Origin of the sequence: Desulfobacula sp. (genome assembly GCF_014237455.1) — a bacterium.
Lineage (GTDB): Bacteria > Desulfobacterota > Desulfobacteria > Desulfobacterales > Desulfobacteraceae > Desulfobacula.
The window spans coordinates 63,139-79,752 of the sequence record NZ_JABZFL010000002.1; the positions used below are offsets into that span (position 1 = coordinate 63,139).

Consider the following 16,614-nt stretch of genomic DNA (forward strand, 5'->3'; position numbering starts at 1 on the left):
GATTATCATTTTAATTTCCATACGATTGGCCTGATCTGAAAAGTTAGTTTAATTCATTTCTTTTTAATTCTGTAATATGATAAGACTCTCCTGTAGTTTGATCCATTTATCATTTAATTTTTACAAAACCAGTATTGATGAATATTGGAGGAATATATGAAAAAAACAACCCCAAACATCCTGATTCTAGGGGGAGGCGTTGCTGGAATGGCTGCAGCGCAAACCTTTTCTGATCAGGATGTTGCTGTACACCTGGTGGAAAGAGAGAGCGCTCTTGGCGGGCATGCTGCCATGTGGGCCTGTATGGCAACTGATACCTGTCAAAACTGCGGTGCCTGCCTCAGTATTGAAATGGCAGATCAGGTTCAAAAACAGGAAAATGTTATTTCACACCTTGATACCATTGTTGAAACCATTAATAAGGCCAAGCAAGGGTATAAGGTGATTTTAGAAAATAAAGAGACGTTCAATGTAGAAAAAATTATCATGGCCACAGGATTTTCACTCTTTAATCCTGTTCAGATAAATTCTCTTCACTATGATGAATATAAAAACGTGATCACCACGGCTGAGTTGAACACTATACTGCAAAAGGAGACACTTTCCGGGTATTTTAATGGGAAGCCCGATCCCAAAATTGCCTTTATCCAGTGTGTGGGTTCCCGAAACCGTGAACAGGGCAAAGATTTTTGTTCCCAGGTATGCTGCAAGATATCCATGCGCCATGCCAACAAGCTTACCCATCTTTTTCCTGAGTCCGACATCACACTCTTTTACATGGATCTTCAAATCATTGGAAAAGAAGTAAGACCCCTGTTCAAAACGCTTTCCAAAAATATTGCCCTGGTTCAGGGAGTTCCTGCTGAAATCCTTGAGGATACAGAAACGAATATGCTGACCATTGTGGCAGAAGATAAAGAAACCCAGTCCAGGGTTTCCAAAGCCTTTGATCTTATCGTTCTCTCTGTCGGTATGCAGCCCTCTCCAACCCTTGAGACAACTGCCGGCATACTTGGTCTGAAACCCAATTCATGGGGATTTTTCAATACAGATCAGGCAGTTCTTGCAGAAGACGTAATTATTGCAGGCTGTGCCAACGGCCCCAAAGATATCCTTTCTTCCAAACAGGATGGCCGGATTGCAGCAGCCAAAGTCATTGAAGACCTTGGGTTAAACACAAACAACAAATTAAACATTGCAGTGTTCGGACAAGGTACCCAGGCAGATCAGGCAGCTGAAATCATCTCTTCAAAAGGTTATTCCACCTATCTGTTCGGACCGGGAACAAGCCTTTCGAAGGATACTCCTGTCACTTTTTTAAATGAGAGCAACATCATTTCCATCAGCGGTACTGCCGGCAACTTTTCACTCTATTATGAATCAGGGAATGAAAAGAAATATCTGACCTGTGCGGCCATCATTGCTGCATTTGAACCGGAGCAATCATTGAACAGGCTGGAAAATATTTCCAATGAATTCTTAAGCCTTGATGCATTCTCTCAAATGATTGAAAAAAAGCCTGACACCTGTCCGGATAATAGTGTCATCCTGCTGGATTATTTTGGCCCTGAGTTTAAATCTTTTGCACGTCTTGCCCTGAAAACGTCTGTCAAAGCAAAAGCTTTGGGGAAAAATATTTCCATTATCATGAACAAGACGCTGGTTCACGGTGCATTGGGTCAGCGTCTCTATGACACTGCAAGGCAGCAGGGGGTCGATTTTTTCAGATTTGAGACCCGCGAAGATTTGAAATTTGAGGATTCAGGCAATGGATTTTTAATCAAACTCAGAGAGACCACACTGCCGTCCATTGAGCTGAGTCTCAATTGTGACTGCCTTGTATTGCCGCCAAGCCTGACACCGGCCGAAGGATTTAAAGATGCCGCCGCCCTATTGCGGCTGCCCCTTGACAGGGAAGGCTTCCTGCAATCTGCCAACACCCGTCACCGTCTGACCAGATCCTCTCGAAAAGGCATCTTTTTTGCCGGCACCTGTCATGATGAAATCGACAAAAATGACCTGGACAATGAAATTAATGATATTCTATCTGCCCTTTCAACCGAGTCTTTTGAATTGCCCGATGTGGATACCGGGGTTGAAATTAATCAGGGAATGTGTGCCCAGTGTCTGACCTGTATCCGGGTCTGCCCGCACTCGGCCATTGTCATGAATAAAAAAAACAGACCCCAGATTGTAGCGAATGCCTGCTTTTCCTGCCATCTTTGCGTGTCCAACTGCCCGGCATATGCCATTGAATCAAAAGAACTGACCAATGATCAGATTGCCCAAAAAGTTGAAAAAGACAAGATGGTCATTCTGGCCTGCGAACGATCAGCCGCCCTTGCAGCAGGCAGCCTTACACTGCCGGATCACATCACCCTGATACCCATTCCCTGTGCCTGTAGAATCAGCAGCGACGTGATTCTTAAAGCCCTTTTAAATGGGGCATCAAAAGTAATTATCAGCGGTTGTCACGAAGAAAACTGCAGATCCATGGAAGGCAGCAATATTGCCGATGCAAGTGTGAGACAAGTGTTAAGCATCCCGGGAATGGATGCCTCAAAAGTGGCGTGGGAACCCATAGCCGCCAATGAAACCAAAAAATTTGAACGTATTATTTCCAAGGCACGAGGATAAAGGAAAATAAATATGGATACTGCAACAATAAATAAAACTTCGACTTTGTATAAAATGTTAAACCAGTTTGAGCTGGGGAACAATATTTCTGAATGCCTGACCTGCGGGGCCTGCAACTCAAGATGTACCTGGTTTAACGGGGAGGGCGGGCCCCTGCCCCGCCAGATTATCCGCATGGCCGCCCTGGGGCTTGATGAACAGCTTGTGAACAGCAATATGCTATGGGATTGCCTTTTGTGCAACCGGTGTACACAAGGATGCCCCATGGGTATCTCCATGGACAAGGTTGTCAGAAAAGCCAGAAGCCTTGCCATTGCAGATGATACTATCCCCAAAGATATTAAAATCGGTATTAAAAACCGTATCGAGCTGGGAGATGTCAACGCCCTGACCACAGAGGAATTTGTGGAAACCGTTGAATGGGTCAGCGAAGAATTTGTTGATGAAGTGGATGATCCAAAAGCTGAAATTCCCCATGATATTAAAGGGACAAAACTTCTTTATCTTCCCAATCCAAGGGAACTTGGCATCAACCTGCTTCATTTGACGGCCATGGCAAAACTCTTTTATGCCACAAAAGAAACCTGGACCCTGTCTGCCCATCATACAGATGTGACAAACTGGGGATATTTTGTGGGCAAGGATGATATTGCAAAAAAAATGGTTCTGATGGTGGTGGAACCGGCTGAAGCACTCGGCGTTGAAACCCTTGTGCTGTCAGAATGCGGCCATGGATACCATGCTTTAAAATACCTCATGGAAGATATCATTGGAAGAAAACCTAAATTTGAAGTGGTCAGCATGCCTGAACTCATTGTTCGATATGCTAAAAAAGGGGTCTTGAAATTTGATCCCGGTGTGCACCCCTATAAAATTGCGTATCACGACCCCTGCAATATTGCCAGGAAATCCGGGGGATATGATGCCCCCAGAGAACTGCTTTCCATGGTCTGCGAAGGTGTTGTGGAACTGATACCTAACAGGGAAGACGGCGTCTGCTGCGGCGGCGGCGGCGGTATCCTGCAGGACAGCACCAGCAAAAACAAAAGAATGATTACAGGAAAGCCCAAGGCAGACCAGATGACGGCAACCGGCCTGCCCAATCTTGCTACGGCCTGTCTGTCCTGCCACAGGCAATTGAGTGAACTTTCCAATCATTATAAACTGGGAATAAAGGTTGATACCGTGGCATCCCTGGCATCAGAATCACTGATATTGTAGTATTAAACAAAATCGTGAAATCATAAGGGAGTAAAAATCCAATAGGTTTACAATCCATTTTTACTCCTGGATGATTTTCTTTCATTTTTTATTTCTATTTGTGCCTGCTTTGATAAAATACGCCTCTTTCCTGTCTGTTTGTTTTGATTTTCCCATCGTCTTCAAGCACGCCAAGATATTTATTGACCTCATTAATATGTATCCCGAGTATTTTACTAAGATCATTGAGGGTGCATGGTCTTCTGGAAATTGTTTCTAAAATAGCATTTTCAGTATCTTCACGGTATGACTTCATATCTTTTCGTTCGGGTACAGATGCTATTATTTCAGTATTATTAAAAGCCCAGAAGCTAACAATTTGCTGCAATTCAGCTTTATTTGCCGGTCTTAAATTATTGACAGTTCCCGGTCTGTCCAACGTATTTAGCTGTACCTTGTCGGGATTTATTTTAATAATTGCCTTTTTTAATAATTGTAACTCTTTAATACTATCATTTATATCCGGTAAAATTAAAATTTCAAGCCAGATTTTACCTTTATACTCTTTTCGAAAATCAATAAGTCCCTGAATATAATCTTCAATATTGATTTTATGAAAAGGTCTGTCAATCTTATGAAAAGTCGAATCTGAGGCTGCGTCCAGGGAAGGTAAAACCAAATTGGCTTTTAAAATTTGTGTTCTTACCTGTTTATGGCTGAATAAGCTTCCATTTGTTAATAAAGCTACCGGAATATCAGGCCAGTTTGTTTTAATAAAATTTAATACATCACCTATTCTCGAATTCAAGGTTGGTTCTCCTGCACCGGAAAAAGTGATATAATCAGGAGCAGGATTATTCTTCATATAATTTTTTAATTCTTCTATAACACCATCATAAGGGATATACTCTTTTCTTAGTATTGTTAAATCTGTTGTTCGTCCACATTCGCAATAAATACAATTTAAAGAGCACACTTTATGAGGAACCAGGTCAACGCCAAGTGACATGCCGAGCCGTCTGGATGGTACAGGGCCGAAAAGATATTTATACATATGTATTTCTTTCTTTTAAAAAGCCATAGGCTTTATGTACCTCAAATCCTGATCCTGCCATCAAATACCAGGGTGGCAGGGCCTGTCTTAAAAATATGGTTTGTGTCTTTATCCCAGTGAATGTCAAGATCTCCGCCATCAAGATGAACGATGGCGCTTTCCTGCGCCCGGCCCGTCAGGCTGGCGGCAACAAGAGACGCACAGGCACCGGTTCCGCAGGCTAGTGTTATCCCGGCACCCCTTTCCCATACTTTCATCTTTAATTCCCCACTGTTCACCACTTCGATAAACTCAACATTGGTCTTTTCAGGGAATCTTTCATGGATTTCAATTGATCGCCCAATTCTTTTGATATCCACTTTTTCCACATCATCAACAAAAATAACCGCATGGGGATTTCCCATGGATACGGCTGTAATACGATATTCCTTATCCCCGACCATCATACGCTCTTCAATGGCCGTTTCATTTTGGCTTTCAAAGGGGATATCCCTGCAAAAAAGAACGGGCTCTCCCATGTCCACCCTTACCGAGCGAACCTGATCCTTATCATCGGTGATCACCTCTGGAATAACGGTCCCGGCCTTTGTATCCACCCTTATCTTCTTTTGGGGAATTATCTTGTTTTCATACAGATATTTGGCAAAACACCGTATCCCGTTGCCGCACATCTGGGCCTGGGAGCCGTCCGAGTTATATATTCGAAATTTAATATCATGATCCAAAGAATCAAGAATCAGAATAATACCATCTGCCCCAATGCCAAAATGTCTTGAACAAAGCCTCTTTGCCAGTGCAGGATAATTTTTATATTGTTCTATCTTCCCATCCCGGTCATCCAGGATGATAAAATCATTTCCAAGGCCTTCCATTTTAATAAAATCAAGTTCCATATTTTTCTCCATCATCAATACCCAAGGGTTGAAATAATATCCCGGCCGATCGCCTCTACCTGCCAGTGCCGTATATTTTCAATTTTTAAAAGGTCTTCGGATGTTGCAGGATTTTTAGAAGCAATGGAAGCAATTATTGCATTATTCAATAAAAACCCCGGTTCAATCCCGATTGAATGGCTTAGCTTTTCTCTCATCTTTTTCAGCCTTTCGATCCTTTCCTGAACCCGGGCGTCTTTTCTGGGCCTTCTGGTTTTCGGATAGGAAGGCAATTCCTTGTGATCAAGATTTTCTGCCCTGACAATGGCTTCTGCACAGAGCTTTCCATACATATCTGCCTGTCTCTGGCTTATTGCTCTTGTCTTCACCATTTGATCAATTGTCACAGGTTTCATGCGGGCCATGGTCATTAAAGAGGCGTTTGACATAATTTTAAATAAGGGCTTATCCTTTTTCTGTGCTATCTCAAGCCTGACCTGCAATAAATTTTCAAGAACTGCAAGACTTCTGTTGTCTATTTTACCGGCGCCTTTAAATTTTCTAAACAAGGGCAACACATAATTGTTTTCATATCGGACCTTTTTTTGTATTTCAAATTCTTCTTTGGCCCAGGGAAGCCGCCCCTTTGCCGCAAGCTTTTGATGAATAATATCATATAACTTTGTAAGATATGCCACATCCCCTACACAATATTCAATCATACCCTGTTTGAGCGGACGTTCTGCCCAGTCAGCTTTTTGATATTTTTTATCTGCATCTACGTTAAAATTTCGTTTTAACAGGGCGGCAAGCCCCCGTTCTTTGATGCCTAAAAACCGGCAGGCAATTTCCGTGTCAAACAGGTTGTTCACCCGTGCCTGATAATCCCTGTCAAGACTTCTGATATCAAAATCAGCGCCATGAAACACTTTCATCACATCATCATTTTCAAGAATCTTTAGAAACGAGGATACTTCTTTGATTTTAAACGGATCGACTAAAAAGGCTTCTTTTGCCGTTGCAATCTGGATCAAGCAAATTTTCTCCTTAAAACAATACATGGAGTCTGCTTCCAGATCCACGGCTATTATTTTTTCGCTTAAAAGTGCATCACAGACTTTTTTCAGTTCCGTATCCGATTCAATAAACTTGTAATTCAATATTTTTTCCCTTGATTGTTTACACCACTTCTTCTAAAATTCATGTTTTACATTTAACTGACACCATAACACAATGGAAAACAAGATGATCAACATAACATTTCCAGACAATAGTATAAAGAGCTTTGAAAATATCCCCACAGGAATGGATATTGCCAAAAGTATTTCAGACGGATTTGCCAGAAACTGTGTGGCAATGCGCATTGATGACCAGCTTAAAGATTTAAGCCTGCCTGTCAAGGAAGATACTGCCATCAGCTTTATTACCGCCAAAGATGATGAAGGCCTTGATATTTTAAGGCATTCTTCTGCCCATGTCATGGCTGAAGCCGTGTTAAACACTTATAAGGATGCAAAACTGACCATCGGCCCTGTGGTGGAAGACGGATTTTATTATGATATTGATATGGATCCAATCTCAAAAGATGATTTTGGTGCCATTGAAGCTGAGATGAAAAAAATCATCAAATCCAAGAACACATTTGAACGAAAAGTGGTTTCAAAAAATGAGGCCCTTGACATATTCAAGGACAACCCGTTTAAACTTGAACTCATCAATGAACTTGATGAAACCCAGGAAATATCCCTTTATCAGAACGGCAAGTTTATAGATCTTTGCCGGGGCCCCCACATTCCCCATACCGGCATGATCAAAGGGTTCAAGCTGTTGAAAATATCCGGTGCCTACTGGAGGGCGGACCAGGCAAGAGAACAGCTCCAGCGACTTTACGGCATCTCGTTTTTTGATAAAAAAAAGCTCAACAAGTATATCCACCTGATTGAGGAAGCCAAAAAACGGGATCACCGAAAACTTGGCACCAAACTGGATCTTTACTCTTTTCATGACGAAGCTGCCGGCATGCCCTTTTTCCATGCAAAGGGCGTTGAGGTATGGAATGCCCTCCTTGAATACTGGCGTGATGAACACAGATCTGCCGGTTATGTGGAAACCAAAACCCCTGTCATGCTCAATAAAAAACTCTGGGAACAAAGCGGTCACTGGGAAAATTATCGAGAAAACATGTATACGTCCGTGATTGATGATGAAGAATATGCCATAAAACCCATGAACTGCCCCGGCGGCATGCTGATTTACAAAACAAAGGCATACTCCTACAGGGACCTTCCCATAAGAGCCGGTGAAATCGGTCTGGTTCACAGGCACGAATTTTCAGGGGCACTTTCAGGTCTTTTCAGGGTTCGCGCTTTTCATCAGGATGACGCCCATATTTTCATGACACCGGATCAAATCGAGAATGAAGTCCTTGGGGTATTGAAACTGTCCCAGAGAATCTATAGCAGGTTCGGCCTGAATTTTAATCTGGAACTCTCCACCCGGCCCAAAAAATCCATTGGCTCAGATGAGCAGTGGGAAGAGGCGACAAACGGCCTTAAGGCTGCCTTGGACCTCTATGGCCAGGGATATGTTATTAATGAAGGGGATGGTGCATTTTACGGGCCTAAAATCGATCTCCACATCAAAGATGCTTTAGGCAGAACCTGGCAATGCGGAACAATCCAACTGGATATGGCTTTGCCGGAAAGATTTGATTTGACTTACAAAGGCCGTGATAATGAAAAGCACCGGCCCATAATGATCCACCGCACTATTTATGGATCTCTGGAAAGATTTTTCGGCATCCTTGTGGAACATTTTGCCGGCAAATTCCCCTTGTGGCTGGCGCCTGTTCAGGCCATCCTGCTTCCCATCAATCAGAATTTGCTGGAATATGCCGAGCAGATCAAATCCGAACTTGAAACCTGTAAAATCAGATGCGAGCTGAACAAAAGAAACGAAACTCTGAAAAAGAAAATCAGGGATGCGCAATTGAACTATATTCCGCTGATCATCACCATCGGAGATAAAGAAAAAGAAAGTGGAACCCTTTCTGTCAGAACCCTGGATGGCAAGGTCAGGATGGGCCTTTCCATGGATGAATTTATCACGTCCGTATCCCATCATGCTAAAGAAAGAACTCTGGATGAAGCAATCCTCTAACACGCTTGCCCTGATCTTTTGTTTCAGACTACCGGTTATTGTTTTGTATGTTCTGAAACAAAATGAATCATGACAAAGGCATAGCATCCAGGTCTGCGACCAGTTTCCGGACCGTTCTGACAAATTCGTTCTTAAACCCCTCGTTTTCCACATTGGTAAAACTTGTAAAATCAACGAGTTCCAATTTTTTCACAACATTCAGCAAATCAAGCAGATATTTTTGTGAAAGGGTATTATAGGTTGAAACCCGCATTTCTTTATTTTCAGCTTTCTTTTTTATTGCCGCCACATCTTTATACAGACCTTCAGGATCTTGAAAGCGAAGGTGCAATACCTCATACAGCAACAGGAACAAAGCATCGATCCGATTGCTTTTGATCACTGTGGGGCTGTGGAGAAAAGAATAGTTTTCATCCACAGTCACCTCTGCCTTTCCAAGGTATTCCACTTTTTCAAACCAATTCATGGTATAGGAAATATACTCTTTGCGCTGCCAGTTATTTTTTTCCCAGATATGAGCCCGGATGGCTTTTGGCAATTCAGAAATACAGACCTCATGAGTTTCATAATCAAAGCTTCCCAACAGGGCACCGGATTGAAAAATGTCCACACCGGGTCTGCCGGCATATTCAGAACACTCTATACAGATAACTCGATCTTCTTTACCCGGCCTCAGGATTATAATCTTATAGGACGGCTTTCCCTTTTCAATCCGCACCAGCTCTTCAGCCGAGTCCGGCGGGATAATGGAGTCGGCAACAAAAGGGGGTAAAAAGGCGGCTAAAAGACCGGGACTCAGATCAAGCTGTTCCAGAACCTTTTTGAATACCGACAGATCTTTTTCTTCCAGAGGATGGACCGGTATAAGTCTTCCCGGCTCCATATCAGAAAAAAATCTCTCCATGACAGCTTCAAGACCAGCTTGCCAATGGGCACTTCTGGGGTCTTTTTTTTCATCAATCCATTGTTTCACTTTTTGGGCCATTTGATCCATTAAACCGTCCTCTCTTTAAATTTCGATCTATCAAACCAAAATTTTCCTTTTGTTGTCAATCTATTTTCTACAGAATGATGAATTTATTTACAATAATTTCTATCTTGTATAGTTCCATAAAATACAACTATAAACGATTGTCAGTATCACTGTATATCCCATGAGGACATAAAACCAAACGCCGGAAAATTTTGGTGTTCGCAGGGATGATAAATTAAAGCCCGCCATGATCATGAACATTGCATAGAGTATGATTGAAAAAATGCCTTGGCTGAAAAATTGTTCAAACAGAAAAATAAACGCAAAAAAAATGACATTGTTGTCCAGTGCAAGCCCCTTGTAAGTTGAGCTGTCCACAAGGCCGAATACATTAAAATAACTCAGTCGTATCGCACTGGTGGCAACAATCACAAATGCACCTGGCAAATACCATGCACTGAACTGCCCATAACTTAAAAGAAAAACAGCCGGGCAGATGCCAAAACTGACCATATCGATCAACGAGTCCAGCTGCCCTCCAAATTCTCCTTGTTTTTGTGTTCTGCCCTTCATATTTCGAGCGATAATACCGTCTCCCCAGTCAAAAAGAACGGCCCAGATCATTGCAATGATGGCAATGGAAAAATGTTGTAAAACTGCAAAGTAGATCCCTAAAAGTGCACATAAAAGTCCTGCAAGAGAGCAGATATTTGGAAGATCTTTGGCAAACCAGAGCATGCCGGTCTGATGTGAGGGTTTATATGGTGGTGTGTTCATCACAATCTCTCTATTTATACCCAAGGATAGATGCCAGCGCATCCACCAGGTTGGTGTTTTCTTCTTCAGTCCGGGAGGCGATACGGATAAATCGATCCCCATGGGCCAGAGTTTTACCCAGACAGTGTTTGATATACATATTATGGTCGATAAATAATTTTTCTGTTAATTGCGGCGCATTCAGTCCGGCGTCGGGCAGACGGCAAAAAATAAAATTTGCGTCTGGTTGATAAACCGAAAGCTGTGAAAAAGAGTTCAGGTTTTCATAAAGTTTATCCCGATCTTTTTTAACCTGGTTGCAGCTTTTAATAAAATCCGCATGGAAATCAGGCAGGATTCTTAAAAACTCTTCGGCAAATCCGTTAATATTCCAGATATGAACACCCTGACGAACTGCATTGGCAAATTTCAGATTTGCTGTAACCAGATATCCGATTCGAATGCCGCAGATACCATATGCCTTGCTCATGCTTTTAAAAATAGCAATATTGGGATACTGCTCAATTTCATCTTCCATTGAAAATTGATCCGGGTCGTGGGTAAAATCAATAAAGGACTCATCAATAATCAGCTGACAGTCATGATCGGCAAGTTTCGCTGCCAGGCGCACCAAATCATGTTTTGGGACGGCGATGGAGGTTGGATTGTTCGGTGTGACCACAACCGCAACATCTGCTTCGGCTTTAATGGTGTGAGCTGCGAATTTGTCCACATCCAGCTGGAAAGACGGCCATTCAAGTGGAAACTCTATGGCACTGCCCTGTGGCGCGGCATTCACATATTCATTAAATGACGGCACCGGAACAATGAGCCTGTTAGACATCTGTCCCGAAACGATTTTGATAAGCTCTGCCGCACCATTACCGACAACAATGCGCTCCGGGGGTTGATCAATAAGCTTACCCACCAGATTGGCCAGGACATCCTGGGCAACCGGGTAGTTCAGGACAAGCTCATGAATTTTCTTTTTAAAACAGGAGAATACCTCTTCCGGCGGAAAATAAAGGTTATATAAATATGCATGATCAATAAAGTCATGGCGATAGTATCCACCATGCTGACCTGAGATATAGTCATATTTCTCCGCCGGGTTGTTATAATCAGGATTGGGCATAAAGGCTTCCTTGTAAAACTTTTTTCCTGACAGGCAGGTCTGTATCTTTAAAATAATTTGTACCTAAAGTATAAAAGGGCTGACTGACCTTTGATGGAAACAATCTTTCAGCGGATGCAAGGTCTTCTACGGTATCAATTTCATACCATGGCTTATGGTCAAAAAAAACAGCTTCAAGGGATAGTGTTTTTTCAATCACTAATTGCTTAAATACCTTTTCATAATAGTCATTAACCCTGCCTGCCAGAATAAATTGATTCAGTTTTTCGATAACCAAATACCAGGAGGAAACGGAAAGACTATATATATTTACCGTCTTATAACGAACCCCGCCGGAACCATTTATTGCATCACTATAAAATGCATTGATCGTATTGGATGCATTGATTGTGACCGTTGAACCGTTCAGCCACGGTTTCATTCCGGCAATGGCAATCCTATCAGGGTAAAGCATCTCGGTCAATAAAGACGGGTCAAAAACAAGATCACTTTCAATGAGCAAAAAAGGTTCATTAATAATGTCTCTGGCCATCCATAAGGAGTATATATTATTGGTTGTTTTGTATAACGGGCTGAAAACATACTCAATGGTAAGATTGCCTGCCCGGGTTTTCAGAAAATTTCGAATACAGTCTTCCAGGTGACCGGTAACCACGACCAGTCGTTTGAAACCGTTTTGATTCAAGCTTTTGATCAACCGTTCCAATATGGACATTTCATTCACAAGTGTGAGGCATTTGGGTGATTTTTTTGTAAGGGGGAGCAGGCGGCTTCCTGTACCGGCTGCCAGTAGCAAGGCTGTTGTTACGCGTCTTTGGGGATAAGGTTTCTTTTCTGGTCTCATAGACCTCCTTATATTAACAATTAATGGACTCAAAAAATCACCATCTGTTTTGGAGATGAGATCTTTTGTACGGCTGACAAGTTTTGTTAAAAATAAAGGCTTCTAACTTTGGGGGGCAAACCACATGTGAGGATCGGGGATATACACCTTAAGAAGAAAACATTTGCGTATCCTTTATATCAATACGACTATTAACAGGGTATAGGAATATCGAATAAAGTCAAGGATCAAATATTTTCCCCTTCTTAGTTGGCATTTTTTTTGCAGCCATTGGTTCATCCCTTTTTTGCTTGACTTGCAGGGTGAATCATCTATGTTGGTACGAAAGCATAAAAAATATATAAATTTTCACATGGAATGGCATTAACTTTCACCGCCTGTTCGTGATAAAGGACATTATTATGCGGCTCACTGTTCTTGTAGACAACAACACCCTTATCGACCGGTATTTTCTGGCAGAGCCCGGATTGTCATTTCTGATCGAGGATGAGGGGCTGTCTGTTCTATTTGATACGGGTTATTCGGACATCTTTATCAAGAATGCCCAAAAGATGGGAAAAGGCTTGGCGAATCTGGATTTTATTGTTCTTTCCCACAGTCACCTGGACCATACATGGGGAATAGAACCTCTGATTCGGTATCTGGCTGAATTGGAGATTGAACACCGTGCTTTTTCACGCCCTGCCCTGGTCGCACATCCGGAAAGCTTGACGGGCGCCAGTGCTGACGGGTTCAGAGAATTTGGCTCTTTGATTTCAAAAGACAGGCTTGCCAAGCACTTTGATCTTCGCTTGAGCAAAGAACCTCAATTTTTGACCGAGCATCTTATCTTTCTTGGAGAAATACCAAAAACAAATGATTTTGAGAGCGGCCTGACATTTGGCAGGAAAGATGGGGCCAATGAAGATGATAACGTCATTGAAGATTCCGCTCTTGTCTATAAAACATCAAAAGGGCTGGTCATTATTACCGGATGTTCCCACGCAGGCATATGCAATATCATTGAATATGCAAAAAAAATCTGCGACGACCAGCGAATCCTGGATATCATTGGAGGATTTCATCTGCAAAATCCCCCGAAACACCAGCTTGAAGGTACCATTTCCTACTTTAAAAACCTTCATCCCGTAGAGATTCATGCCTGTCATTGTACAGACCTTGCATCAAAAATTGCCCTGTCCAGGGTTGTCAATTTAAAAGAAGTCGGGGTTGGGCTCTCTCTTCAATATAAAAAGGATTAACAATTACGTCCATAAGACAGCCAAAGGCTTTTTTACATTCTATTAATTAAAGGAATAACCATGAATATTGAAAAAATTTCTGAAACACTGATCTATTGGGCAACAACGTACTCAGTAAAATTAATTGCCGCCATTCTTATTTTTATAATCGGTAAATGGATAGCCGGCAAACTTACAAAGCTGATCACACGGCTTCTTGAAAAAAACAATGTCGACACTACCCTGACTAAATTCCTTGAAAGTATCATTTATTATACCCTGCTGATTGTTGTCATTATCGCAGCTGCAGGCCAACTTGGAATAAATACCACATCATTTCTTACTATCGTCGGGGCAGCGGGGCTTGCCATCGGCCTTGCTCTGAAAGATTCCCTGTCCAATTTTGCTTCAGGGGTCATGCTGGTCCTTTTCCATCCCTACAGGGTGGGAGACTTTATCAGTGCAGCCGGTGTATCCGGAAATGTCATCAGTATCACCCTGTTTAATACCATACTAAACACGCCGGACAACCAGAGAGTAATTGTCCCCAACTCAAATATTACGACCGATGTGATCACTAATGTAACCGCCAATGATACACGAAGAGTAGATCTTGTAATCGGTATCGGCTATGAGGATGATATTAAAAAAGCAAAAACGATTTTAGATAAAATTATTAAAGAAGAAAGCAGGGTTCTGGATACACCAGAAACGAAAATTGCTGTTTCCGAGCTTGCTGACAGCAGTGTGAACTTTGTTGTCAGGCCCTGGGTAAAAACATCTGAATACTGGGATGTCTATTTTGATTTAACTGAAAAAATCAAAATTACATTTGACAAAGAAGGCATCAGTATCCCCTACCCGCAACAGGATGTTCATATGTTCAACCAGCAGGTAGAAGAAAAATAAAAATTGCACCATTAAATAAAAACTGTTTACAACGTTGAAAGAGGTAGAAGATGACTCAAAAAGCATTTCAAGATTATTACTCAGAAGATTTCAGTCACTGCTACGGATGCGGCAGACTGAATGAGCACGGATTACAGATAAAAAGTTATTGGGATGGAGAAGAAAGTGTTGTTAAATTCCTTCCCGAAGAGCACCATATTGCCATCCCAGGATTTGTTTATGGCGGCCTGATTGCTTCTCTAATTGACTGTCATTGTGTAGGAACTGCTGCTGCGGCAACCTATCAGGCCCAGGGCAGGGACATGGATACAGAACCGGCCCTGCGGTTTGTTACTGGATCTTTAAAAGTCAATTACCTTGCCCCGACCCCTTTGGGTGTGGAGCTTGAAATTCGTGGCAGAGTGGTTGAAGTAAAAGAAAAAAAAGTGGTGGTCGATGCAACACTGCTGGCAAATAATAAAGTTTGTGCGACGGGTAATGTTGTGGCTGTCCGTCTACCGGAAAACATGATAATTAAATAAATTTATCAAATTTTAATAAATTAAGGCGTATAAAAAATGGAAAATCAAAAAAAAGTGCTCTTTGCATTCCGGGGTGATCCCCTGTGCTTTATCCATGTCCTTCTCAATGGCATTGATCTGCATGAACGCGGCCAGGAAGGATTAATTATCTTAGAAGGCGAAGCTGTTACACTCGTTCCTGAGATGAGCAAGCCAGGACATTTTCTTTCAAGTCTTTACCAGAAAGCAAAAAGCCTTGGCATATTGCATGCAGCCTGTAAAGCGTGCTCCATTAAGCTTAAAGTTGAAAAAGAGATTGAAAAAGAAGGTATTCCCCTCATCGGTGACATGTCAGGTCATCCTTCCATGGGAAATTTTATTGAAAAGGGCTACCAGATCATCACCTTTTAGATACCGGCTTTTCCCCTATCTGCCGGTCAGAGGTCTTCCCAGGCTGTAAATCTCACCGCAATGTTCATAGGGAAGCGCATTCTCAAGGCTTTTTATCTGATCAAACTGATCCCTGATCTCTTCTGCCCTTATCGGTCTTTTTGTATCTCCAATGCAGCAGCCTTTGCCGGAAACCATTGCCGATCGGGCAAACCAGCCTGCACTCATGGTAAAAATCATCCCGGATTCCCGGTTTTCTTCAGAACACAGAAAGGTCACCATAGGCGTGTTAAATGCAGGCTTGATTCTTTTGGCCACTTCGTCGGGGAAAGCCCCCTGAGTCATTCCGGTTGCGGCATTGGGAGCCACTGTATTGATTTTAATATTATACCTGGCTGTTTCCAGTTTCAGGGTGTTCATAATGCCGATAACCCCCATTTTGGCAGCCCCGTAATTTGCCTGGCCGAAATTTCCATACATGCCCGAGGATGAGGCAGTAAATACGATTCGCCCGTACCCGTTCTCTTTCATGATTTTTACTGCAGGCTGGGTCACACAAAAAGCGCCTTTCAAATGGACGGCAATAACGTCATCCCACTCTTGTTCCGTCATCTTCATAAATGTCCGGTCCCGCAGTATCCCGGCATTATTAATCAGAATATCCACCTTCCCGAAATGATCCATGGCTGTGTCAACAATGTGCTGACCGCCTGTCATGGTAGCCACGGAATCGAAACAGGCAACTGCCTGACCACCTGATCTTTTTATTTCATCTACAACCCTGTCTGCTGTCCGGCCCTGATCCGGCCCATGGCCGATATCATTGACCACAACACAGGCCCCTCTGTTTGCAAGATCCAATGCATATTCTCTTCCGATCCCCTCTCCTGCACCGGTTACGATAGCAACCCTGTTTTCAAAACTAATTGATTCCACATGGTCTCCAAACATTTAAATGCTAAAAA

15 protein-coding genes are annotated in these 16,614 nt (G+C 42.5%); 7 read left to right on the top strand and 8 right to left on the bottom strand.

Annotation, left to right across the window (positions count from 1 at the left end; translation table 11 throughout):
- The first annotated feature begins 156 nt into the window (after positions 1-156).
- Complete coding sequence (locus HGJ91_RS00340; protein WP_291345677.1) at positions 157-2,637, top strand: hydrogenase iron-sulfur subunit; 2,481 nt, start codon at positions 157-159, stop codon at positions 2,635-2,637.
- A gap of 12 nt (positions 2,638-2,649) precedes the next feature.
- Entirely contained in the window at positions 2,650-3,858 is a 1,209-nt protein-coding gene (locus HGJ91_RS00345) for a (Fe-S)-binding protein (protein WP_291345679.1), read from the top strand.
- A 94-nt stretch (positions 3,859-3,952) separates the two neighbouring features.
- Here HGJ91_RS00345 and HGJ91_RS00350 read toward each other — a convergent pair whose 3' ends face one another.
- The 3 genes from HGJ91_RS00350 to HGJ91_RS00360 all read right to left on the bottom strand — a co-directional run bounded on the left by HGJ91_RS00350 (position 3,953) and on the right by HGJ91_RS00360 (position 6,923).
- Positions 3,953-4,846: a radical SAM protein gene (locus tag HGJ91_RS00350; RefSeq protein ID WP_291345681.1), complete on the bottom strand. Its 894-nt coding sequence runs from the start codon at positions 4,844-4,846 to the stop codon at positions 3,953-3,955.
- Between the two features lie 86 nt (positions 4,847-4,932).
- The gene (dapF, locus tag HGJ91_RS00355; RefSeq protein WP_291345683.1) at positions 4,933-5,784 is read right to left on the bottom strand and encodes a diaminopimelate epimerase; all 852 of its coding nucleotides are present in this window, start codon (positions 5,782-5,784) and stop codon (positions 4,933-4,935) included.
- A gap of 14 nt (positions 5,785-5,798) precedes the next feature.
- Complete coding sequence (locus HGJ91_RS00360; RefSeq protein ID WP_291345685.1) at positions 5,799-6,923, bottom strand: ribonuclease D; 1,125 nt, start codon at positions 6,921-6,923, stop codon at positions 5,799-5,801.
- An 85-nt stretch (positions 6,924-7,008) separates the two neighbouring features.
- Between HGJ91_RS00360 and thrS the strand changes: the two genes are divergently transcribed.
- Complete coding sequence (gene thrS, locus HGJ91_RS00365) at positions 7,009-8,922, top strand: threonine--tRNA ligase (protein WP_291345687.1); 1,914 nt, start codon at positions 7,009-7,011, stop codon at positions 8,920-8,922.
- Positions 8,923-8,989: 67 nt separating this feature from the next.
- On the opposite strand, the gene HGJ91_RS00370 is transcribed toward thrS, so the two are convergent.
- The 4 genes from HGJ91_RS00370 to HGJ91_RS00385 all read right to left on the bottom strand — a co-directional run bounded on the left by HGJ91_RS00370 (position 8,990) and on the right by HGJ91_RS00385 (position 12,630).
- The gene (locus HGJ91_RS00370; protein WP_291345688.1) at positions 8,990-9,916 is read right to left on the bottom strand and encodes a hypothetical protein; all 927 of its coding nucleotides are present in this window, start codon (positions 9,914-9,916) and stop codon (positions 8,990-8,992) included.
- A gap of 99 nt (positions 9,917-10,015) precedes the next feature.
- A complete protein-coding gene (locus HGJ91_RS00375; protein ID WP_291345689.1) occupies positions 10,016-10,672 on the bottom strand; it encodes a CDP-alcohol phosphatidyltransferase family protein in 657 nt (218 codons plus the stop codon).
- A 10-nt stretch (positions 10,673-10,682) separates the two neighbouring features.
- Positions 10,683-11,786 carry a histidinol-phosphate transaminase gene (locus HGJ91_RS00380; RefSeq protein WP_291345691.1) on the bottom strand — a complete coding sequence of 368 codons (1,104 nt, stop codon included), beginning with the start codon at positions 11,784-11,786 and terminating at the stop codon, positions 10,683-10,685.
- A complete protein-coding gene (locus HGJ91_RS00385; protein WP_291345692.1) occupies positions 11,773-12,630 on the bottom strand; it encodes a phosphocholine cytidylyltransferase family protein in 858 nt (285 codons plus the stop codon). Before HGJ91_RS00385 ends, HGJ91_RS00380 begins: the two co-directional genes overlap by 14 nt.
- Before the next feature lie 401 nt (positions 12,631-13,031).
- On the opposite strand from HGJ91_RS00385, the gene HGJ91_RS00390 reads away from it, so the two are divergent.
- The 4 genes from HGJ91_RS00390 to HGJ91_RS00405 are packed head-to-tail and all read left to right on the top strand — an operon-like array spanning position 13,032 to position 15,670.
- On the top strand, positions 13,032-13,871 hold the full coding sequence (locus tag HGJ91_RS00390) for an MBL fold metallo-hydrolase (RefSeq protein ID WP_291345693.1): 840 nt from the start codon (positions 13,032-13,034) through the stop codon (positions 13,869-13,871).
- A gap of 60 nt (positions 13,872-13,931) precedes the next feature.
- The gene (locus tag HGJ91_RS00395; protein WP_291345694.1) at positions 13,932-14,759 is read left to right on the top strand and encodes a mechanosensitive ion channel domain-containing protein; all 828 of its coding nucleotides are present in this window, start codon (positions 13,932-13,934) and stop codon (positions 14,757-14,759) included.
- A 50-nt stretch (positions 14,760-14,809) separates the two neighbouring features.
- Entirely contained in the window at positions 14,810-15,280 is a 471-nt protein-coding gene (locus HGJ91_RS00400) for a PaaI family thioesterase (protein ID WP_291345695.1), read from the top strand.
- 36 nt (positions 15,281-15,316) lie between these two features.
- Complete coding sequence (locus HGJ91_RS00405; protein ID WP_291345696.1) at positions 15,317-15,670, top strand: cytoplasmic protein; 354 nt, start codon at positions 15,317-15,319, stop codon at positions 15,668-15,670.
- A gap of 15 nt (positions 15,671-15,685) precedes the next feature.
- Here HGJ91_RS00405 and HGJ91_RS00410 read toward each other — a convergent pair whose 3' ends face one another.
- The gene (locus HGJ91_RS00410; RefSeq protein ID WP_291345697.1) at positions 15,686-16,585 is read right to left on the bottom strand and encodes an SDR family NAD(P)-dependent oxidoreductase; all 900 of its coding nucleotides are present in this window, start codon (positions 16,583-16,585) and stop codon (positions 15,686-15,688) included.
- Positions 16,586-16,614: the final 29 nt, after the last annotated feature.

Coding starts and splice junctions, on each gene's coding strand:
- HGJ91_RS00340 (WP_291345677.1), top strand. CDS start 157: ATGAAAAAAACAACCCCAAACATCCTGATTCTAGGGGGAGGCGTTGCT.
- HGJ91_RS00345 (WP_291345679.1), top strand. CDS start 2,650: ATGGATACTGCAACAATAAATAAAACTTCGACTTTGTATAAAATGTTA.
- HGJ91_RS00350 (WP_291345681.1), bottom strand. CDS start 4,846: ATGTCACTTGGCGTTGACCTGGTTCCTCATAAAGTGTGCTCTTTAAAT.
- dapF (WP_291345683.1), bottom strand. CDS start 5,784: ATGGAACTTGATTTTATTAAAATGGAAGGCCTTGGAAATGATTTTATC.
- thrS (WP_291345687.1), top strand. CDS start 7,009: ATGATCAACATAACATTTCCAGACAATAGTATAAAGAGCTTTGAAAAT.
- HGJ91_RS00370 (WP_291345688.1), bottom strand. CDS start 9,916: ATGGATCAAATGGCCCAAAAAGTGAAACAATGGATTGATGAAAAAAAA.
- HGJ91_RS00375 (WP_291345689.1), bottom strand. CDS start 10,672: ATGAACACACCACCATATAAACCCTCACATCAGACCGGCATGCTCTGG.
- HGJ91_RS00380 (WP_291345691.1), bottom strand. CDS start 11,786: ATGCCCAATCCTGATTATAACAACCCGGCGGAGAAATATGACTATATC.
- HGJ91_RS00385 (WP_291345692.1), bottom strand. CDS start 12,630: ATGAGACCAGAAAAGAAACCTTATCCCCAAAGACGCGTAACAACAGCC.
- HGJ91_RS00390 (WP_291345693.1), top strand. CDS start 13,032: ATGCGGCTCACTGTTCTTGTAGACAACAACACCCTTATCGACCGGTAT.
- HGJ91_RS00395 (WP_291345694.1), top strand. CDS start 13,932: ATGAATATTGAAAAAATTTCTGAAACACTGATCTATTGGGCAACAACG.
- HGJ91_RS00400 (WP_291345695.1), top strand. CDS start 14,810: ATGACTCAAAAAGCATTTCAAGATTATTACTCAGAAGATTTCAGTCAC.
- HGJ91_RS00405 (WP_291345696.1), top strand. CDS start 15,317: ATGGAAAATCAAAAAAAAGTGCTCTTTGCATTCCGGGGTGATCCCCTG.